The sequence below is a fragment of the Amycolatopsis sp. NPDC058278 genome, assembly GCF_042881395.1.
Lineage (GTDB): Bacteria > Actinomycetota > Actinomycetes > Mycobacteriales > Pseudonocardiaceae > Amycolatopsis.
The window spans coordinates 1-18,063 of the sequence record NZ_JBHVXZ010000022.1 but is presented as its reverse complement, the minus strand read 5'-3'; the positions used below and the strand labels follow the sequence as shown (position 1 = coordinate 18,063).

The 18,063-nt window shown below is 70.1% G+C and carries 22 protein-coding genes and 1 tRNA gene; 15 read left to right on the top strand and 8 right to left on the bottom strand.

Annotation, left to right across the window (positions count from 1 at the left end; translation table 11 throughout):
- Window positions 1–27: 27 nt before the first annotated feature.
- The gene (locus tag ACFVYA_RS14020) at window positions 28–792 is read left to right on the top strand and encodes a nuclear transport factor 2 family protein (RefSeq protein WP_387045001.1); all 765 of its coding nucleotides are present in this window, start codon (window positions 28–30) and stop codon (window positions 790–792) included.
- On the opposite strand, the gene ACFVYA_RS14015 is transcribed toward ACFVYA_RS14020, so the two are convergent.
- Window positions 750–1,850: an NAD-dependent epimerase/dehydratase family protein gene (locus ACFVYA_RS14015; protein ID WP_387045000.1), complete on the bottom strand. Its 1,101-nt coding sequence runs from the start codon at window positions 1,848–1,850 to the stop codon at window positions 750–752. The genes ACFVYA_RS14020 and ACFVYA_RS14015 overlap by 43 nt on opposite strands.
- A gap of 123 nt (window positions 1,851–1,973) precedes the next feature.
- Here ACFVYA_RS14015 and ACFVYA_RS14010 point away from each other — a divergent pair, with 123 nt between their 5' ends.
- The 3 genes from ACFVYA_RS14010 to ACFVYA_RS14000 are packed head-to-tail and all read left to right on the top strand — an operon-like array spanning window position 1,974 to window position 3,512.
- Entirely contained in the window at window positions 1,974–2,474 is a 501-nt protein-coding gene (locus ACFVYA_RS14010; RefSeq protein ID WP_013230045.1) for a molybdenum cofactor biosynthesis protein B, read from the top strand.
- Window positions 2,474–3,334, top strand: a complete 861-nt coding sequence (locus ACFVYA_RS14005; protein ID WP_387045117.1) for an aldo/keto reductase — start codon at window positions 2,474–2,476, stop codon at window positions 3,332–3,334. Before ACFVYA_RS14010 ends, ACFVYA_RS14005 begins: the two co-directional genes overlap by 1 nt.
- A 4-nt stretch (window positions 3,335–3,338) precedes the next feature.
- Window positions 3,339–3,512, top strand: coding sequence for a hypothetical protein (locus ACFVYA_RS14000; protein ID WP_285986378.1), 174 nt, complete (start codon window positions 3,339–3,341; stop codon window positions 3,510–3,512).
- Between the two features lie 5 nt (window positions 3,513–3,517).
- Here the strand turns inward: ACFVYA_RS14000 and mscL are convergent, their stop codons facing one another.
- The 4 genes from mscL to ACFVYA_RS13980 all read right to left on the bottom strand — a co-directional run bounded on the left by mscL (window position 3,518) and on the right by ACFVYA_RS13980 (window position 5,721).
- Window positions 3,518–3,934 (bottom strand): large-conductance mechanosensitive channel protein MscL, encoded by a 417-nt coding sequence (gene mscL, locus ACFVYA_RS13995; RefSeq protein WP_387044999.1) that lies wholly within the window; start codon window positions 3,932–3,934, stop codon window positions 3,518–3,520.
- A 62-nt stretch (window positions 3,935–3,996) separates the two neighbouring features.
- Entirely contained in the window at window positions 3,997–4,614 is a 618-nt protein-coding gene (locus ACFVYA_RS13990; RefSeq protein WP_387044998.1) for an SAF domain-containing protein, read from the bottom strand.
- A 130-nt stretch (window positions 4,615–4,744) separates the two neighbouring features.
- A complete protein-coding gene (locus ACFVYA_RS13985) occupies window positions 4,745–5,044 on the bottom strand; it encodes an FmdB family zinc ribbon protein (RefSeq protein ID WP_285986375.1) in 300 nt (99 codons plus the stop codon).
- A gap of 86 nt (window positions 5,045–5,130) precedes the next feature.
- Window positions 5,131–5,721 carry a 5-formyltetrahydrofolate cyclo-ligase gene (locus ACFVYA_RS13980; RefSeq protein WP_387044996.1) on the bottom strand — a complete coding sequence of 197 codons (591 nt, stop codon included), beginning with the start codon at window positions 5,719–5,721 and terminating at the stop codon, window positions 5,131–5,133.
- 24 nt (window positions 5,722–5,745) lie between these two features.
- Here ACFVYA_RS13980 and ACFVYA_RS13975 point away from each other — a divergent pair, with 24 nt between their 5' ends.
- From ACFVYA_RS13975 to ACFVYA_RS13945, 7 genes are all read left to right on the top strand, one after another.
- The gene (locus tag ACFVYA_RS13975; protein WP_387044995.1) at window positions 5,746–6,651 is read left to right on the top strand and encodes a UTP--glucose-1-phosphate uridylyltransferase; all 906 of its coding nucleotides are present in this window, start codon (window positions 5,746–5,748) and stop codon (window positions 6,649–6,651) included.
- Window positions 6,648–7,925 (top strand): gephyrin-like molybdotransferase Glp, encoded by a 1,278-nt coding sequence (glp, locus tag ACFVYA_RS13970; protein WP_285986372.1) that lies wholly within the window; start codon window positions 6,648–6,650, stop codon window positions 7,923–7,925. Before ACFVYA_RS13975 ends, glp begins: the two co-directional genes overlap by 4 nt.
- On the top strand, window positions 7,925–8,593 hold the full coding sequence (locus ACFVYA_RS13965; protein WP_387044994.1) for a GNAT family N-acetyltransferase: 669 nt from the start codon (window positions 7,925–7,927) through the stop codon (window positions 8,591–8,593). Before glp ends, ACFVYA_RS13965 begins: the two co-directional genes overlap by 1 nt.
- A gap of 163 nt (window positions 8,594–8,756) precedes the next feature.
- The gene (gene glpR, locus ACFVYA_RS13960) at window positions 8,757–9,605 is read left to right on the top strand and encodes a gephyrin-like molybdotransferase receptor GlpR (RefSeq protein ID WP_387044993.1); all 849 of its coding nucleotides are present in this window, start codon (window positions 8,757–8,759) and stop codon (window positions 9,603–9,605) included.
- Window positions 9,606–9,659: 54 nt separating this feature from the next.
- A tRNA-Ala gene (locus ACFVYA_RS13955) sits at window positions 9,660–9,732 on the top strand.
- A gap of 1,169 nt (window positions 9,733–10,901) precedes the next feature.
- Window positions 10,902–11,504: an ArsR/SmtB family transcription factor gene (locus tag ACFVYA_RS13950; RefSeq protein ID WP_387044992.1), complete on the top strand. Its 603-nt coding sequence runs from the start codon at window positions 10,902–10,904 to the stop codon at window positions 11,502–11,504.
- Between the two features lie 26 nt (window positions 11,505–11,530).
- Window positions 11,531–11,701: a hypothetical protein gene (locus ACFVYA_RS13945; protein ID WP_387044991.1), complete on the top strand. Its 171-nt coding sequence runs from the start codon at window positions 11,531–11,533 to the stop codon at window positions 11,699–11,701.
- A gap of 530 nt (window positions 11,702–12,231) precedes the next feature.
- Here ACFVYA_RS13945 and ACFVYA_RS13940 read toward each other — a convergent pair.
- Window positions 12,232–12,879, bottom strand: a complete 648-nt coding sequence (locus ACFVYA_RS13940; protein ID WP_387044989.1) for an SDR family NAD(P)-dependent oxidoreductase — start codon at window positions 12,877–12,879, stop codon at window positions 12,232–12,234.
- A gap of 88 nt (window positions 12,880–12,967) precedes the next feature.
- Between ACFVYA_RS13940 and ACFVYA_RS13935 the strand changes: the two genes are divergently transcribed.
- The 4 genes from ACFVYA_RS13935 (at window position 12,968) to vanX (ending at window position 16,017) form a co-directional block, all read left to right on the top strand.
- Window positions 12,968–13,363, top strand: a complete 396-nt coding sequence (locus ACFVYA_RS13935) for a MerR family transcriptional regulator (RefSeq protein WP_387045115.1) — start codon at window positions 12,968–12,970, stop codon at window positions 13,361–13,363.
- Between the two features lie 65 nt (window positions 13,364–13,428).
- On the top strand, window positions 13,429–14,403 hold the full coding sequence (locus ACFVYA_RS13930) for a D-isomer specific 2-hydroxyacid dehydrogenase family protein (protein ID WP_387044988.1): 975 nt from the start codon (window positions 13,429–13,431) through the stop codon (window positions 14,401–14,403).
- Window positions 14,396–15,412: a D-alanine--(R)-lactate ligase gene (gene vanA / locus ACFVYA_RS13925; RefSeq protein ID WP_387044987.1), complete on the top strand. Its 1,017-nt coding sequence runs from the start codon at window positions 14,396–14,398 to the stop codon at window positions 15,410–15,412. The genes ACFVYA_RS13930 and vanA overlap by 8 nt, the downstream gene beginning before the upstream one ends.
- Complete coding sequence (gene vanX, locus ACFVYA_RS13920; RefSeq protein WP_387044986.1) at window positions 15,409–16,017, top strand: D-Ala-D-Ala dipeptidase VanX; 609 nt, start codon at window positions 15,409–15,411, stop codon at window positions 16,015–16,017. Before vanA ends, vanX begins: the two co-directional genes overlap by 4 nt.
- Here the strand turns inward: vanX and ACFVYA_RS13915 are convergent.
- Together ACFVYA_RS13915 and ACFVYA_RS13910 are read right to left on the bottom strand one after the other, a co-directional pair.
- Window positions 15,981–17,078 (bottom strand): sensor histidine kinase, encoded by a 1,098-nt coding sequence (locus ACFVYA_RS13915; RefSeq protein WP_387044985.1) that lies wholly within the window; start codon window positions 17,076–17,078, stop codon window positions 15,981–15,983. The genes vanX and ACFVYA_RS13915 overlap by 37 nt on opposite strands.
- A gap of 10 nt (window positions 17,079–17,088) precedes the next feature.
- Complete coding sequence (locus tag ACFVYA_RS13910) at window positions 17,089–17,766, bottom strand: response regulator transcription factor (RefSeq protein WP_285986364.1); 678 nt, start codon at window positions 17,764–17,766, stop codon at window positions 17,089–17,091.
- Between the last annotated feature and the right edge of the window lie 297 nt (window positions 17,767–18,063).

Below are 18,063 nucleotides of genomic sequence, written 5' to 3'. Positions count from 1 at the left end.
CAGGGAACCCGCTCTAGCTTCCTGACCATGACCTCGAACTTGATCAGCCGCTACGTGGCGGTGTGGAACGAGCCGGACGCCGCCGCGCGGCGCAGCACTGTCGCGCGGCTGTGGGCCGAAGACGGCGTGCAGTACACCGAAACCGCCGAGCACCGGGGACACGACGCGCTCGAGGCCCGGGTCACCGGCGCGTACGACCGGTTCGTCGCGACCGGGGAATTCGTCTTCGCCGCGGCGGACGACGTCGTGACCCACCACGACGCGGTCACGTTCACCACCCACATGGTTCCGGCGACGGGTGGCGCCCCGGTGTGGAGCGGCACCATCTTCCTCCTGCTCGACGAGGACGGCCGGATCCGGTACGACCACCAGTTCACCGGTGCGGAGGCGAGCACCCGGGCGGCCGTGACCGAGTTCCTCGCCCGGCTGGCCGGGGGAGATCCGGACCGGATCGCCGAACTGTTCGCGGACGGAGTCGACTGGCAGCTCGACTGGCCCGCGGCGGGACACCCGGCAGTGCCGTGGATCCGGGAGCGGTCGACGCGCGCCGATGTCGCCGACCACTTCCGCCAGCTGAACGAGTTCCACGGGGAGCGCGGTGGAGTGATCTCGAGGATCCTGGTCGACGGCCGGGACGCGGTGGTGCTGGGAGATATCCGCCAGACGGTGAAGGCCACCGGCCTGGCCTACAGCGCCCGCTGCGCCCTGCACCTCACCGTCGACAGTGGCGTGATCACCCGCTACCACGTCTACGAGGACAGCCTCGCCGTCGCGCGGGCGTTCACGGCCTGAACCTCGACGGGGGCGCGCAGTTCCGCCGTCGCGAAATCGGCGATTCCCGCTTCGAAGCCGATTTCCGCCGTGAAGCCCAGTAGTTCGCGGGCGCGGGCCGGATCGGCGACGACGTGCCGGACGTCGGCGGGACGCGCGCCGCCGATCACCTGGGGTGCCGGGCCGTCGCAAGCCCGCGCCAGCTCCTCCGCCAGGTCGCCCACCGTGTGCGGGGTGCCGGAACAGATGTTCAGCGGGGTGATCTCGGCTGCCGGGGCTTCCGCGCGCAGGGCCAGGACGTTCGCCCTCGCCACGTCGTGGACGTGGATGAAGTCGCGCTGCTGGCGGCCGTCTTCCAGAACTCGGGGCGCCTCGCCGCGTGCCAAGGACGAGCGGAAGAGTGACGCGACTCCCGCGTACGGGGTGTTCTGGGGCATCCGCGGGCCGTAGACGTTGTGGTAGCGCATCGCCCACACCGTGCCGCCCGTCTGCCGGGCCCACGCACCGGCCAGGTGTTCCTGGGCCAGCTTCGTGGCCGCGTACGTGCTGCGGGGGTTCAGCGGCGCGTCCTCGGGCACCAGCTGCCAGCTCAGCTCCTCTTCGCACGACGGGCAGCGTGGCTCGAACCGGCCGGCGTCCACATCGGACCGGCGGCGCGGCGAAGGCGCCACCACGCCGTGGTCCCCGCACGCGTAGCGGCCTTCGCCGTAGACGACCATCGACGAGGCCAGCACCAGCTTCCGTACGCCGGCCGCGTGCATTCCGGCCAGGAGCACCGCCGTGCCGTAGTCGTTGTGCAACGCGTACGAAGGTGCGTCCGACGGGTCGATCCCGTGGCCCACCACCGCCGCCTGGTGGCAGACCGCGTCGACGCCGTCCAGCAGCTCCGCGACGATCTCGGTATCGGTGACGTCGCCGCGCAGGAACCGGTGCCTGTCGGTGTAGGGCGGCGGGGAGCCGGAGCCGTGAGCCGTGGGGAGGAGGTTGTCCAGCACCACGACCTCGTCACCGCCGTCGGCCAGGAGGTCGGCGATGTGGGACCCGATGAACCCGGCTCCGCCGGTGACCAGTACGCGCACCCCGGCCACGCTAGGGGCCTTCGCCGGGGCTCGCCGGAGCTCGCGGCGTCACGTCACCGAATCGTCAGAACTCACCCGGCACCTCCCGGCGCCCGGCCGCCGAAACCGGCTACGGTGGGCGCCATGGAACGGAGTGCACAACGGCTGGGCCGGGCCCTCGTGGTCATCGTGGACGATCGCGTGGCGCACGGCGAGCACGAGGACACCACTGGCCCGCTGGTCACGGAGCTGCTCGAAGAAGCGGGCTTCATCGTCGACGGTGTCGTGGTCGTCGAGGCCGAGACCGCGGGTATCCGCAACGCGCTCAACACCGCCGTGATCGGCGGCGCCGACCTGGTGATCACCGTCGGTGGCACCGGCGTGCTGCCGCGCGACCGGACTCCGGACGCCACCGCCGGTGTGCTCGACCGGCCCATCCCGGGCATCAGCGAGGCCATCCGCGCATCCGGACTGGCCGCCGGCGCCGTCGACGCCGGGATCTCCCGCGGGCTCGCCGGGGTGTCGGGCAGCACGCTCGTGGTCAACCTGGCCGGGTCGCGGTCGGCGGTCCGCGACGGGATGGCCACGCTGACCTCGCTCGTTCCCCACGTGATCGACGAGCTCTCGGGCCTCGAAGAGGTGTGATCCCCGATTTCCGCATCGGTGGCAGGCTGAACGTCCGGCGGCTCGGTTTCGGGGCGATGCACCTGCCGACCGAAGCCGGGCCCGCCCGGGCCGGCGCGATCGCCGTCGCCCGGCGGGCCGTCGAGCTCGGTGTCACGCTCATCGACACCGCGCACCTCTACGGCGGCGGAGCCAACGAGGAACTGCTCGCCGAGGCCCTGCACCCCTATCCCGACGAGCTGCTGATCACCACCAAGGTCGGCGTCGCGCGAACCGGGCCCGGCGGCGAGTGGCGGCTCGACGCCCGGCCCGAAATCCTGCGCGACCAGGTCGACCAGGCCCTGCGCCGGCTCCGCGTGGAGCGGATCGAGCTGCTGCAGCTGCACCGCGTCGACCCGGAAACGCCCTTGGCCGATCAGCTCGGCACGCTCCGCGAGCTGCAGTCCGCGGGGAAGATCGGCCTGCTCGGGCTGTCCGAAGTGACTGTCGACGAGCTCGCTCGGGCCCGTGAACTCGTCGAGATCGTCAGCGTCCAGAACCGCTACAGCGTGCTCGACCGTGAGCACGAGCCGGTCCTGCGGGCCTGTGCGGCGGCGGGAATCGCCTTCCTGCCTTGGCGACCGGTGGCACCGGCCGCGGCAGGCGGAGCGGAGATCGCCGCTGTCGCGGGCGAGGTGGGTGCCACCTCCGCCCAGGTCGCCCTCGCGTGGCTGCTGGCCCGATCACCGGTGGTCCTGCCGATTCCGGGCACCGGCCGGATCACGCACCTGGAGGAGAACGTCGCCGCCGCGGGGCTCGAGCTGCCCCCTGAGCACCTGCGCCGCCTCGATGCGCTCGGTCAGCTCTCTGGAGTTGTCAAAGAACGCGTCGTGGGAGACTGAGGGCATGTCCGGCGAGAAACGCGACCCCAAGGCCGGCAGCGAGCAGCGCCGCCGGGTCGATGAGATCTTCGGGGACGTCCTGCCCGAGACGACCTCCGACGAGCGCGACCCCGAGCGGCGCACCGGTCTCCCGGACGACTGGTACCGGGAGAACCGGCCACCGCACCACGACCGCTGACCTCGTCAGTCGCGGTCGCTGCCGCGCTGGCTCTGCTGGGCGCGCAGCAGGTCGCGGATCTCGATCAGCAGCTCCACGTCCGTCGGCTCCGACGGGCCCGGCTCCTGGCCGCGCTTGCGGCGCTCCTGCACCTTCTTGACCGGCATCACGATCACGAAGTAGACCACCGCCGCGACCAGCACGAAGTTGATCGCCGCGTTGATCACGCCGCCGAAGTCCAGGAACGTGGCTTTGTTGTTGTCGAAGATCTGGTATCCGAGGCCGTTCGCGGCCTCCGTGCCGCCGATCGTGCTGATCAGCGGCTTGATCAGGCCGCTGGTGAACGCCGTGACGATCGCCGTGAACGCCGAGCCGATGACCACCGCCACGGCCAGGTCGACGACGTTGCCGCGCATCAGGAAGTCCTTGAAGCCTTTGAACACCTTTTTCTCCTCACGAGCCACGAACCGGAAGGGGACGCCCCGCCCGTCCGGGCGGGCGGAGGCTAGCGGAGAGTAACCGTTACCGGACGCTCCAGTGAAATCGCCGCCACCCTCGTTGCCGCGGCCTCCGGCAGCCGGAGCAGCACCAGCGGCCCCTTGAGCGTGGCCGGCTCCTGGTGCCCAACCGTCACGACCGTCGCCCCAGCGGCCAGCACGGACGCGGGCGCGGCCGGCTCCGGCGCCGCGACGACGTCGACGCGTTGGCCGGGCCGGAGCAGTGCGGCGACGGCCATGTCAGCCAACCGGACCGGCACGGTCGCCGTGCCGGGATCACCCGGGGCGGGGACCGTCGCCAGCCGGACGTCGGTCAGCGGCTCGCCGGCTCGGACGGCGCCCGCCAGCAGGCGCCCGTCGACGGCGTCGAGGGTGCTCAACACGCCCATCGGACGTGCTTCGTCGGAGAGGTCGGCCAGCCGGACATCGGCAGCGCTCAGCGTCGCGCCGGAAGGAAGGTCGTGGGCCGCGAGGACGGTCGGTGCGCCTCGCGCGGAGCCGGGGTGGACGAGCGACAGCCCACCCAGGACGAGCAGGCCGACGGCGAGCCAGCGGCGGATCAGCCGCGTCCGCCGGCTCGGCAGCCGGGGCGGATGAAGTGCGCGGAGCTTCGGCAGGATGTCCACAGGGCCCCCTCAGTCGGATCGGGTGCGGCGGTGTGCCGCACGAGATCGACGTTAGGGAAGCCGGACGGGCCGCCGGAAGGGCCACGTCCGGCATCTGTGGACAACCGGGGTGTTGTGGATAACTCGCGGGTCAGGACGCCGCGGCGGCCGTCTTCGTCGTGGTCGAAGAGGAGGATGCCGAGCTCGTGTCCGGCTTCGACTCCGTCTTGGTCTCGGTCTTCGCCGGGGCGGGCGCGGTGCTCGACTTGCTCGAGTCGCGCGAGTCCGTGCGGTAGAACCCGCTCCCCTTGAAGACGACGCCGACCGAGCTGAAGACCTTGCGCAGCACCCCGGAGCACTGCGGGCAGACAGTCAGGCTGGGGTCCGAGAACGACTGCACGGCTTCGAACCGGTGGTCGCATTCTTTGCAGGCGTACTGGTACGTAGGCACTGACGGCTCCTTTGCTGGCACTCATCCGACCTGAGTGCTAACCCGATTGTGCGGGAAAACCTTCCCGAAAGGCAATTCCTGGTTGCTCACACCGGCAGTTCGACCACGCCTCGACCGGGCGTCAAGGCCCCGGTCATCCGCACGTCGTGCGGCTCCCCGGGCAGCCGTTCGACCAGCTCTTCGTCCCGGACGACGGCCAGCAGCGTAGCGCCGGCCGCGGCGAAGACCAATGAGCGGTCGTAGTGGCCGGCCCCGCGCCCGAGCCGGACGCCCCGGCGATCCACGGCCAGCGCGGGCACCAGCACCAGTTCCGCCGCGCCCACGGCCTCGATACCCAGGCGTTTCCCGCCCGGCTCCCGGATGCCGCGGAACCGGCTGGGCACGAGATCGGCCTCGCCCGTGTACTCGGCCCAGTCGAGCGGGCCCGGCGCCGGCAGGATGACGGGCAGCAGGACCCGCGCGCCGCCGGCCGCCAGCGCGTCGACGAACGCCGTCGTGCCCGGCTCGGTGCGGAACGGCAGGTACGCGCACACGGTGGTCGCTGTGACCTTCGCCACCGCACTGACCAGCGCCGACGCCTCCCTGGCGTGGGATTCGGCTGCCTGTTCCGCCCGGGCGCGAGTCACCCGGTCACGCCACTCCGCCTTGCTCAGGTGCTCATTGCCCAGCGCGTGCATGACCTCACGTTAGGCTCTGCGCCCATGACGGGCGCCGAATCCACCCAGACGTTCAGAACCGCCATCGTGCCTGCCGCCGGCCTTGGGACACGGTTCCTCCCGGCGACGAAGGCCGTGCCCAAGGAGCTCCTGCCGGTGGTGGACACCCCGGGCATCGAGCTGGTCGCGGCCGAGGCCGCCGCCGCCGGCGCGGAACGCCTGGTCATCGTGACCTCGCCGGGCAAGGACGCCGTTGTCCGGTACTTCGAAAAGCAGCCCGAGCTCGAGCAGAACCTCGAGGCCAAGGGCAAGACCGAACTGCTCGCGAAGGTGCGCCGGGGCACCGATCTCCTCGCCGTCGAAACCGCCATCCAGGAACAGGCCCTCGGCCTCGGCCACGCCGTCGCGCAGGCCGAGCCGAACCTGCGCCCGGACGACGAGGCCGTCGCCGTGCTGCTCCCGGACGACCTGGTGCTGCCCACCGGCGTGCTCGAGCGGATGGGCGCGGTCCGCGCCCAGTACGGCGGCAGCGTGCTCTGCGCGTTCGACATCCCGAAGGCCGAGATCTCGCCGTACGGCGTCTTCGACGTCACCGACACCGACGACGAAGACGTCAAGCAGGTGCACGGGATGGTCGAGAAGCCGAAGCCGGAGGACGCGCCGTCGACCTACGCCGCGGCCGGGCGGTACCTGCTCGACCGGGCGATCTTCGACGCCCTCAAGCGGATCACCCCGGGCAGCGGCGGCGAGCTGCAGCTGACCGACGCGGTCGCGCTGCTGATCAGCGAGGGACACCCGGTGCACGTCGTCGTCCACCGCGGCGGCCGCCACGACCTGGGGAATCCGGGTGGTTTCCTGCGCGCCGCGGTCGATTTCGCGCTTGAAACGCCCGAGTACGGTCCATCTTTACGGGCGTGGCTGACGGAACGGATCGGGACAGAGCGCCCATGACGGAATCCCTCGACGCGGCGCGGCCGGAAGCGGCCGGGGACGAGGCCGAGCTGCGCTCGGTCGACGCGCAGATCTCGATGACCTTGGACGCCGCCGTCCGGCCCCAGCCGGTGCGCGTGGCGATCTCCGAGGCCCAGGGCCTGCTCTGCGCCGAGGAAGTGGTCGCCGAGCACGCGCTGCCCGGGTTCGACCAAGCCGCGATCGACGGGTACGCGGTGCGCAGCGTCGACGTCCGCAACGCCGGGCAGGAGCCGGTGCAGCTGCCGGTCGTCGGGGAGATCGCGGCGGGTTCACGCCAGCCGCGCCGGCTCCAGCCCGGCCAGGCCGTCCGGGTCGACACCGGCGCGCCGCTGCCGACGCTGGCCGACGCCGTCGTGCCGCTCGCCTACACCGACGGGCACCAGGCCAAGGTCACGGTGCACCGCTCGGTGCCGTCGGCGGGGTACGTACGGCGGGCCGGCGAGGACGTCCAGATCGGGGACGTCGCGGTGCGCCGCGGCGACACGATCGGCTCGGCCCAGGTGGGCCTGCTGGCCGCGGTCGGCCGGGCGAAGGTCCTCGTCTACCCGCGGCCGCGGGTTTCGATCGTGTCGGTCGGCGACGAACTGGTCGACGTCGACCGGACGCCGTCGGTCGGGCAGGTCTACGACGTCAACTCCTACGCGCTGTCCGCGGCCGCCCGGGACGCGGGTGCCGAGGTCAGCCGGGTCGGCATCGTGCCGAGCGACCCGAAACGGCTGCGGGAGGTCGTCGAAGGCCGGCTGCTGATGTCGGAGATCGTCGTAGTCGCGGGCGGCGCCGGGGGCGCCACCGGCGACGAGGTCCACGCCGCGCTGTCCGACCTCGGCCGGATCGACATGACGCGGGTGGCGATGCACCCCGGCTCGGTGCAGGGGTTCGGCAGGCTCGGCCCCGACTCGGTGCCGACGTTCCTCATCCCGGGCAACCCGATGAGCGCGCTGGTGGTGTTCGAGGTGCTGGTGCGGCCGCTGATCCGGGCGGCGCGCGGGACCCGGAACCCGCACCGGCGGATCGTCGGCGCGCGGCTGCTGTCGCCGGTCACCTCGACCGAGGGCAGGCGCGGCTTCCTCCGCGGCCAGCTGCTGCGCGACGAGGCCAACGGCGAATACCTGGTCCAGCCGCTCGGCCAGTCCGGGGCGCACCTGCTCGCGTCGCTGGCCGAAGCGAACTGCCTGATCAACGTGCCGGAAGAGGCGACCGAAGTCCCCGCCGGGGAACAGGTCCAAGTCACCTTCCTGGCGCAACGGGCCTGATGAACTCCGTGTCGGGCGTGTCCTACCCGGTCGAAAGCCGGCACCCGGGCTGGCCGGCTCGGCTAGGCCCGCTGCGCGTGCCCGCGGGCGAGGTCGCGATCCGGCCGGTCCGGCTGCGCGATGCCGGCGAGTGGAGCCGGATCCGGCTCCGGGACCGCGCGCACCTCGAAATGTGGGAGCCCACCGGCGTAGGCCCGTGGCCGGAACGCAACGCCTTCTGGTCGTGGCCGTCGCAGTGGGCGGCGCTGCGTTCGCTCGCTCGGCGTGGTCAGTGCCTCCCGTTCACCATCACCCTGGACGGTCGCCTGGCGGGGCAGATCACTGTGGGTAACGTCATCCGGGCGTCGCTGCGGTCGGCCTGGATCGGCTACTGGGTGTCGTCCGAGGTGGTCCGCGGTGGGGTCGCGACGGCTGCCGTCGCGCTCGTCACCGACCACGCCTTCGGGCCGGCCGGGCTGCACCGGCTGGAGGCCACCGTGCGGCCGGAAAACGCCGCCAGCCTGCGGGTTCTCACCAAAGCGGGCTATCGGCGGGAAGGCCTGTTCGAGCGTTATCTCGACGTCGCGGGCGGGTGGCGGGACCACTACTGCTACGCCTTGACGCGCGAGGAAACCGGGGCCGGGCTGGTGTCGCGGCTGGTCGCGGCGGGCCGCGCCGACTACGCCTGAACGTGATTACCCACCCGGGGCGGTAGCCGCGTTACCACATGCTGTGAGTTTCACCTAATCCGGTGAGGCTTTTCCGTGATCCAAACCGGCGAGTCTCCGCCCGATCTGTTACTCCTGTGACTAACGTGATTCGTGGTGGAAGGATCGGGGGAGGTGACGGGAGATGCCCAGCTCCGTGATCATCGTCGCGCTCGCCGCGGCATGGCTCGTCGTACTCGTGCCCATGGTCGCGCGTCGGCGGCAGCAGGTCGCGAGAACGGCCGACTCGGCGCTCGCGGCCAGGGTCGTGCGCAGTGGACGCAACGAAGACCGGGAGGAATTCGCCATGTCCGACGATTCCGGGAAGTCCCGGCCTTCGGTGGAGGACGACCTCGCCGAGCTGGAGGCCGAGCTCGAACTGGAAGACGACCTCGAGGAACCGGACCCCGAACCCGAGCCGCTCCCGCAGCCGGCCCGCGGCTCGCGAGCCGAGCGTGACCGCGCCGGCTACCGGCCTGGCCGCGGCGGCTTCGACCCGGAAGCCGCCGAGATCGCGGCCCGCGCCAAGTACGGCTTCCGGCAGCGCATCGTCGTCATCCTGCTCGTGATCGCGGTGATCACCGGCGTCGTCGCGGGCTTCGTCGTCCCACTCGCCTGGTGGGGCCACGGCGCGATCGACGTCGTGCTCGTCGGGTACCTCGTGTACCTGCGCCGCCAGGTGCGCATCGAGGAGGAGATCCGGCAGCGCCGGCTCGCCCGCTTCAACAGCACTCGCGCGCCCCGGCGTCCCGCTCCGTCGGCTTCGGCTCCGGCTCCGTCGGCTTCGGCTTCGCCGGATGAAGAGGACCACGCGGAGACCGAGGATGTGGAGGTCGTCGAGCCGGTCCGCCGCCAGGTCGTCGAGCGCCGTCCGTCCCCGACATCCCGCGTCCGCCGCAGCGCGGTCGTCGTCGACCTCGACGACGAGGACCCGGCGTTCGAGGAGCTCGACGAGCCCGGAACCGGCCCGTACCGCCGCGCAGTCGGGGAGTGACCCCCCTGCAGGGGGTGCTCGTAGGGCACTGCTAAGCTCTACGAGCACAACCAAGGGGCTGTAGCGCAGTTGGTAGCGCGTCTCGTTCGCATCGAGAAGGTCAGGGGTTCGATTCCCCTCAGCTCCACAGCAGGTCAAGGGCCGTCCACAGTAGAGTGGACGGTCCTTTTCGTTGTCCTGGTAGCAGCAAAGTAGAGCAGTGGCGCTACTTGTCGAGGCTCTCGCCAAGCCGCTTGAGCGCGTCCCCGTGCGCGGTTGTCCTAGGCCCGGTTGAAGTTTCGGGGGTCGATCGGCAGCCCGTACTTTGTGGTGAACACCAGGCGGGTGCCAGGCCACCTCAGCTTCCTGCCGGTCGGCGAGCTGGTCCCGCCGGCGCGACCAGGGGGCGTGGGCAAGAGTTCGCCGCGAAGGTGTCGGCTCGACGAGGGTTCAGCCTCTACGGCCTGCTGTCAGAAGTGAGTTCTCAGTGCCTCGACTCAGTGGGTATTCTCGGTAGTGGCTGCAATCCCGGTGCTGCAAAGACGGGCGATCGGGTGTCGGATACCGGGAGTTCCCGTCACTCGCGCCCGTACCAGGCCCAGGCACTCAGGGCGCGCGCCGGGTTACGCCCACCCGCTGGTTCAGCCTCTTTGGGGCCCTGACCTAACCTGGCCGCACGAGCTACCCCGCCTAACTCCGCGCAGGTCACAGCCGCTTCCGGCACCTAGCCCCGCGGGTTAGAGATCTAACCCCCGTTAAGAGCGACCTAACGATCCGCGACCGGTTCGGCGACCAGGCCGCTGCCATGGCACGGCAACAGGCCACCTACAAGAGCTTCCTGTCCAAGCTGCTGTTCATTGAGTGCGAGGACCGGGAGGCCCGCCTGGTCAAGCAAGCCGGCTTCCCGCGTACGAAACGCATCGAGGACTTCGACTTCGCCGCCGACCCGAACCCGCGCTCGTGCACACCCTCGCCAGGGCGCCTGGATCCGCGCCGGGCGCCTGTCTCTGATCGGCGACTCCGGAACCGGCAAGTCCGCTGGTCAACGAGCTCGTCGAGGCCGCCGACGACAAGCACCTGTCCAAGACCATCGCCGGCTACGGCCGAGTTGACCTGCTTTTGCTTGGAAGAACTGGGCAATCTCGAGCTTGACCGGCGCGGCGCGGAGCGGAGCGGAGCTGCTGTTCCAGGTTTCGCCGAACGCGAAGACCGCGCCAGCTGACAACGTCAGGTTGTCGTCAACCGTGCGAGGGGGAAACGCGCTCAGATCGCAGAGGGCTCTTTGCAAAGAGCTCGCTGCGGTTTAAGGTGGGCAGCATGACCGAGGAACGCCGGGATCAGACGTCGCGACCGCTCGACGCCCGGATGCTTCGGGCGCTCGCCCACCCGTTGCGAATGCGGATGCTCGAATTGCTGCAGGCAGACGGCCCCGCGACCGCAACCGGACTGGGCAAGCGGGTCAGCGAAAGCTCGGGGACCACCAGCTGGCACCTGCGACTGCTGGCCGAGGCCGGCCTGGTCGAAGAGGACAGCGAACGGGGGAACAAACGCGAACGATGGTGGCGGCCCGTCCAGAAGTCGACGCGTATGCGGGCCGCCGACTTCATCGGCGACCCGGACCTCGCGGGCCCGCTGGACATATACCTGAGGTCTGTGATCGAGCAGCGCTACGAGGCCGAGTCGCGGTTCGTCAGCGAACTCCCGCAGTGGATGGACCAGTGGTACGACAAGGCCGTTTTCAACGACGCACGGCTGTCTCTGACTCCCGCGGAAGCGGCGGCGATGAGCACAGAGGTCGAAGCGGTGATCGACCGCTACCGCCGGGACGCGCGACCGGGCGACCACAACGTGATCGCGCACTGGTCAGCGTTCCCCCGGCAGGCGCGGCCAGAGAAACCCGACACATCGAAGTCCGGCTGAGGGGGACGAACGCGGTGCATTTTCTTATGGCGGAAGATCTGGTCCGCGAACGCGAGACGGAACTGCGGCGGGTTGCGAGCCACGTGAAATACCGTCGAAGGGAAGGAACGCGGCTGCAACGCCTCGGATGGATTCTCATCGAAACCGGCCTGAAGCTGGCCGCGAAGAACGCCGTGCCCGCGCATCGCACTGGCTGACACCGGCGGTGGTTCACGGGTGCCGAGCACTCGTTTCTGCTTAACCGAGATCACTCGATCGATCATTCCTCTTGCCGCAGAAGGAAATCAGCCGGGAAGGTTGGATAACAAACTCAGAACAGCGCCTCGCGCTGCTCTGCTTCGACCGACCCCGTCGGCGGAGGGCGGATCGTTCCCGCGTCGATCTCGGGCGCGACACGTCCTCCTCCGGCCGGCAGTCCACGTCTCGCTGGCCTCCAGTTCGCGGCGGACCACCCGACCGGCTGGCCAGCGAGCCTGATGAACACCTCATCCAGCGCCCACCTCAGCGTCACCGCCGAGCCGGTCAAAGCGGGTGGCGAGCCCGCGGACCCGGTCTCCGGCCTGGTGGACGGCCACGAGCTCACCAACTTCTTTGGTGGCCCGTGCCCGCGGAGGGCGCGGGCCTTTTGCGTGGAGCGTCCTTGTTTTGTGGGGGTGCAACCCCCACGCCCCGCCCGGCGGGCTTCGCCCCCGGACCCCCGGTTGGTCGCCTTGTCCGCGTGGCCCGGTCAGGGGTGCACTATTTCCTGGTTCCACTCGTGTCGCTGTTCCCTGTGCAGGCGCCAATAGTGCTCCGCGATGTCTTCGGGGTCGAACGCTGTGCCCGGGGCGATCGGACCGTCCACGGTCACGGATGCGAAGTGGACGCCAGCTGGTCCGTACTGCTTGTCCAGCAGCGTCACCAGTGCTCGTACTCCGGCCTTGCCGAGAGAGAGGCTCACGTACTCGGGTTTCGGCTCGGGCATTCCGCCGGTGATGATGAACGAACCGCTGCCGCGCTGTGCCATCGCCGGGCCGATGTGGGCGGCGGCGGTGATCGCTCCCACCACGTTGACCGCCCAGGCCTCCTGGTGAGCCCGTACGGACAACTCGCCGGGCCGGTCCGGCTGGATGATCGCCGCGTTGTACACCACGGCCTCCGGTACGCCGAACTTCGCCGTTGCCGTGTCGAGTGCGGTGCGCAGCGCTGTCTCGTCGGTGCTGTCCGCGGTCAGCGCGGTCACCGGGACTCCGGTCGGGGTGAGGGCGGCGGCCAGCGTCTTCAGCTTGTCCTCGGACCGGGCCACCAGAGCTACGGGCAGCCCCTCCCGTGCGAATCTACGAGCCACCGAGAGGCCGAGGCCCGGTCCCGCTCCGATGATCACCACGCCCGGCATCGTTGCTCCTTCGCCTTCCTTCGTCACCGACGACGAAAGGCTAAAGTCTCACATCGGTGAGAAGGTCAAGGGGGAACGAGGGGTTCAGGTGCGGATCGGTGCGTTGGCCCGGAGAACCGGAGTGAGCGAACGGCTGCTGCGCTACTACGAGGAGCAGGGCCTGCTCCGGCCGGCCCGGCGGGCGAATGGCTACCGCGAGTACGGCGAGCCCGACATCGTCACGGTCGGGCGCATCCGCGCTCTGCTCGCCGCCGGACTGCCCACCACCGTCATCGCGCAGATCCTGCACTGCGTGCACACCGACGGCGAACGGCTCGTTCCGGAGCCGTGCCCGGACATGGTCACTCACCTCCGACGAGAACACGCCCGGATCGACGAGGCGATCGGACAGCTCCGGGCCTCCCAGCGCGCACTCGGCGCACTTCTCACGGCCGCGCAAGAACAGCACGACAAGCACGGGGTAGCGCCGGTTACTCGTGAGTAACTTATGCTCGGCGTATCGAAAAGCCCATACGTGCCGGCAACGCCACGCTCCCTTGAATGGGCGGCATGAGCGAACCGGCACTCGGGATGACGATCTATGGGTGTGAACCCGACGAGGCCGTGCTGTTCCGGGAGCTGGCGCCGCGCTTCGGCGTGACGCCGACCATCACCGACGCGGCGGTGTCCGAGGCCAACGCCGCGCTGGCGGCCGGCAACCGGTGCGTCAGCGTCGGCCACAAGACGCCGCTCGCGAGAGGGACTCTGCTCGCGCTCAGCCGAGTCGGCGTCGCCTATGTCTCCACGAGGAGCGTCGGCTGCGACCACATCGACGTCGGATACGCCGAGCGCGTCGGCATTTCCGTGGGGAACGTCGCCTATTCGCCGGACAGCGTGGCCGATTACACCCTGATGTTGATGCTGATGTTGGTGCGGGACGCCAAGTCCGTCCTCCGCCGCGCGGACGAGCACGACTACCGGCTGAACGACGTGCGGGGGAAAGAGCTGCGCGATCTGACCGTCGGGGTGATCGGGACCGGACGGATCGGTGCGGCGGTCGTGGGGAGGCTGCGTGGCTTCGGCTCCCGCGTGGTCGCCCACGACAGCCATCCGCACGCGGACGTCGAGTACGTGCCGCTGGAAGAACTCCTGCGGCTGAGCGACATCGTCACGCTCCACACGCCGCTCGACGCCGGGACGCGCCACCTCCTGGATCGCCGCCGGCTCGAGCTGATGAAGCCCGGAGCGTTCGTCGTCAACACCGGGCGAGGACCCCTTCTCGACACCGAGGCGCTCGTCGCGGCGCTGGAAAACGGCAGGCTGGGCGGCGCCGCGCTGGACGTCCTCGAAGGGGAAGAGGGCATCTTCTACGCCGACTGCCGCGACCGGCCCGTCGAAAGCGACCTGCTGGTGCGGCTGCAGAAGCTGCCGAACGTGCTCGTCAGCCCGCACACCGCCTACTACACGGACCACGCGCTCAGCGACACCGTCGAAAACTCCATCGTCAACTGCCTGAACTTCGAAAGCGGGAAACGGCATGAATAGGCTCAAGGTCGGGATCATCTTCGGAGGCGTCTCCGAGGAGCACCCCGTCTCCGTGAAGTCCGCGCAAGAGGTCGCGCGGCACCTCGACACCGGTAAGCACGAACCGTTCTGGATCGGGATCACGAAGGACGGCGCCTGGAAACTCTGCGACGGCCCGGAAGCGGGCTGGGAAGCCGGGAAGACGGCCGTTCTGTCGCCGGACCCGGGTGTTTCCGGTCTGCTGGTCCTCGACGAGGGGAAGTACGACACCATCTGCCTGGACGTGGTGCTGCCCGTGCTGCACGGCAAGTTCGGCGAAGACGGCGTGGTGCAGGGCCTGCTGGAACTCTCCGGGATTCCCTACGCGGGCTGCGATGTCCCGAGTTCTGCCCTGTGCATGGACAAATCCCTCGCTTACGTCGTCGTCGGAAACGCGGGCATCGCCACGCCGAACTTCCGGATCGTCCGAGCGGGCGAAGAAGTTGAGGGACTCACCTATCCCGTCTTCGTGAAGCCGGCTCGTTCGGGTTCGTCGTTCGGCGTCAGCAAGGTGTCCGGCGAAGAAGAACTGGCGGCCGCGATCGCGACCGCTGCGCAGTACGACTCGAAGGTGCTGATCGAGGAGGCCGTCGCCGGGAGCGAAGTCGGGTGCGCCGTCCTCGGGAACGGCCAGGAGCTGTTCGTCGGCGAGGTCGACCGGGTCGCCCTGTCCCACGGCTTCTTCCGCATCCACCAGGAAGACAACCCCGAAAGCGGCTCCGAGAACTCGACGTTCATCGTGCCCGCCGACATCCCGGCCGAAACCCGCGCACGCGTCCAGGAGACGGCGAAAGCCATCTACCGCGCGCTCGGGTGCGGGGGACTGGCCCGGGTGGACATGTTCCTCACCGACGACGGCACGGTGGTCCTCAACGAGGTCAACACCTTGCCCGGTCTGACGTCGTACAGCCGCTACCCGAGGATGATGGCGGCCGCCGGGGTGCCGCTCTCGGAACTGATCGACCGGATCGTGGCCGGGACGGCCCGGTGAACGACGACTTCGCCTTCGTGGACGAGCTCGTGCCCGGCATCCGCTGGGACGCCAAGTACGCCACCTGGGACAACTTCACCGGCAAACCGGTGGACGGGTACCTGGTCAACCGGATCGCCGGCACGAAGACCTTGTGCGCCGCACTGGGCGAGGCGCAGGAAAAGGCCGCGTCCCTCGGCTTCGGTCTGCTGCTGTGGGACGGCTACCGGCCGCAACGCGCCGTCGACTGCTTCCTGCGCTGGGTGGACCTGCCGGAGGACGGCCGGACGAAGCTGTGGCACTACCCGAACATGGACCGGGCCGCGATGTTCGCCAAGGGGTACGTCGCGGCGAAGTCGGGCCACAGCCGGGGCAGCACCGTCGACCTGACCCTCTACCACCTCGGCAGCGGCGAGCTCGCGTCCATGGGTGGCGGCCACGATCTGATGGACGCGATCTCACACCACGACGCGCGGAGGATCTCGCGCCTCGAAGCGGGGAACCGCCGCTACCTCCGGTCCATCATGGAGGACTGCGGGTTCGCCGCGTACGAGCGTGAATGGTGGCACTACGGCCTGAAGGACGAGCCCTACCCGGACACGTACTTCGACTTTCCCGTCGCGTAGCCGAGCGAGATCGGCAGCCGGACGGTGACGCGGAGGCCGCCCGCCGGCCGCGGAGCAAGGGTGAGCGTCCCGTCGTGGGCCTGGGTGATGCTCTTGACGATGGCCAGGCCGAGGCCGACGCCCGCCTGGTCGGTGCGGATGCGCTCGGTGCCGCGCTGGAAGGGTTCGGCGAGGGTGGCGACCAGCGGCTGCGGGAGGTGTTCGCCGGTGTTCTCCACGGTGAGCACCACGGTTCCGGGCTCGATGCCGGTCGTGACCCACACCGCGCCCTGCTCGGGCAGGTTGTGGACGATCGCGTTGTGCACCAGGTTCGTCGTCAGCTGCAGCAGGAGCGCCGGCGAGCCGAGGGTCGGCGCGGCCTCGCCGGACGTCTCGACGGTGACCCCCCGCTTCTCGGCGAGGAGCAGGAGCGTTTCGGCGGCTTCTTCCGCGACCAGGGACAGGTCGACGCGGTCACGGCTGAAGGCCCGCTGTTCGGCGCGGCTGAGCAGCAGCAGGGCTTCGGTGAGTTCGATCGCTCGCGTGTTGACGACGCGAAGCCGTTCGTCGAGCTCGTCGGTGGTGCGCTCGGGGTCGTTGCGGGCGACGTCGAGCAGGCTCTGCGTGATCGCCAGCGGGGTGCGCAGTTCGTGGGACGCGTTGGCGGCGAACCTGCGCTGCTCGGCGACGTGCGTCTCGAGCCGGGAAAGCATGGTGTCGAAGGCGTCGGCGAGTTCGCGGAACTCGTCGGCGCGCCCGGGCAGCCGGATGCGGTGGGACAGCGATCCGTCCGCCGCGACGCGCGTGGCGTCGGTGATGCGCGTCAGCGGGGCGAGCATCCGGCCGGCGAGGACCCACCCGCCCAGCAGCCCGAACACCAGCAGGAAGACGATCACGACCGCCATGAACGGGACGAAGGCGCGAACCAGGCGCGAGCGGTTGATCCAGAAGTTGCCCTCGGTGATGATCCAGCCGTTGGGCAGGAAGTACAGGTAGAAGGCCAGCACCGCGCCCATCAGCAGGATGCCGGCGAGCATGACGAAGCCGGCGTAGCTGAGGGTGAGTTTGAGGCGGGCGCTCAACCCCGGTTTCCTAGCCACGGTTCTCGTCCCCGGTGTCGATGCGGTAGCCGACGCCGGGCACGGTCGCGATGATCCCGGGTTCGCCGAGCCGCTTGCGCAGCACGGAAACCGTGATGCGCACGGCGTTGGTGAACGGGTCCGCGTTCTCGTCCCACGCCCGTTCCAGCAGTTCCTCGGCGCTGATCACCCCGCCTCCGGCCGCGACGAGGACTTCGAGCACGGCGAACTGCTTGCGCGTCAGGGCCACGTACCGGCCGTCGCGGTAGACCTCGCGGCGGAACGGGTCCAGGCGCAGGCCGGCGATTTCGTGCACCGGCGGCCGGTTGTGCGCGCGCCGCCGGTCCAGCGCCCGGAGCCGGAGCACGAGTTCCCGGAGTTCGAACGGCTTCGTGAGGTAGTCGTCGGCGCCGAGCCCGAATCCGGTGGCCTTGTCGTCGAGCCGGTCGGCGGCGGTGAGCATGAGGATCGGCATCCCGCTGCCGGAGGCGACGATGTGCCGCGCGATCTCGTCACCGGACGGGCCGGGGATGTCGCGGTCCAGGACGGCGATGTCGTAGGTGTTGACGCTCAGCAGCTCCAGCGCGGTGTCGCCGTCGCCGGCGGTGTCCGCCGCGATGGCCTCCAGCCGGAGGCCGTCGCGGATGGCGTCGGCCAGGTAGGGCTCGTCCTCGACGATCAAGACACGCACCCGCCCGATGCTACGAGCGGGCGCCTATCGGGCGCATATCGGAAACCGCGTACGCACCGGCAACACCGCGCTGCCTTGACTGGCCGCCATGACCTCCAGTCAACGCACGTCCCTCGGCCGGGGACACGGCGCCGTGCCGGACGGCCTGCCGGTCCACGACGACGAGTCCCCGGCCGTGGCCAACCTCGATCCCGACCTGCTCGACGCCCTGCGCCGGGGGGCGGGGGGGGGCGCGGCGGCCGGGGGGGGGGGAGGGGGACAAAGGGGGGGGGGTTGGGGGGGGGGGCCGGAGCCGCA

Coding starts and splice junctions, on each gene's coding strand:
- ACFVYA_RS14020 (WP_387045001.1), top strand. CDS start 28: ATGACCTCGAACTTGATCAGCCGCTACGTGGCGGTGTGGAACGAGCCG.
- ACFVYA_RS14010 (WP_013230045.1), top strand. CDS start 1,974: ATGGAACGGAGTGCACAACGGCTGGGCCGGGCCCTCGTGGTCATCGTG.
- ACFVYA_RS14000 (WP_285986378.1), top strand. CDS start 3,339: ATGTCCGGCGAGAAACGCGACCCCAAGGCCGGCAGCGAGCAGCGCCGC.
- ACFVYA_RS13980 (WP_387044996.1), bottom strand. CDS start 5,721: ATGCACGCGCTGGGCAATGAGCACCTGAGCAAGGCGGAGTGGCGTGAC.
- ACFVYA_RS13975 (WP_387044995.1), top strand. CDS start 5,746: ATGACGGGCGCCGAATCCACCCAGACGTTCAGAACCGCCATCGTGCCT.
- glp (WP_285986372.1), top strand. CDS start 6,648: ATGACGGAATCCCTCGACGCGGCGCGGCCGGAAGCGGCCGGGGACGAG.
- ACFVYA_RS13965 (WP_387044994.1), top strand. CDS start 7,925: ATGAACTCCGTGTCGGGCGTGTCCTACCCGGTCGAAAGCCGGCACCCG.
- glpR (WP_387044993.1), top strand. CDS start 8,757: ATGCCCAGCTCCGTGATCATCGTCGCGCTCGCCGCGGCATGGCTCGTC.
- ACFVYA_RS13950 (WP_387044992.1), top strand. CDS start 10,902: ATGACCGAGGAACGCCGGGATCAGACGTCGCGACCGCTCGACGCCCGG.
- ACFVYA_RS13945 (WP_387044991.1), top strand. CDS start 11,531: ATGGCGGAAGATCTGGTCCGCGAACGCGAGACGGAACTGCGGCGGGTT.
- ACFVYA_RS13940 (WP_387044989.1), bottom strand. CDS start 12,879: ATGCCGGGCGTGGTGATCATCGGAGCGGGACCGGGCCTCGGCCTCTCG.
- ACFVYA_RS13930 (WP_387044988.1), top strand. CDS start 13,429: ATGAGCGAACCGGCACTCGGGATGACGATCTATGGGTGTGAACCCGAC.
- vanA (WP_387044987.1), top strand. CDS start 14,396: ATGAATAGGCTCAAGGTCGGGATCATCTTCGGAGGCGTCTCCGAGGAG.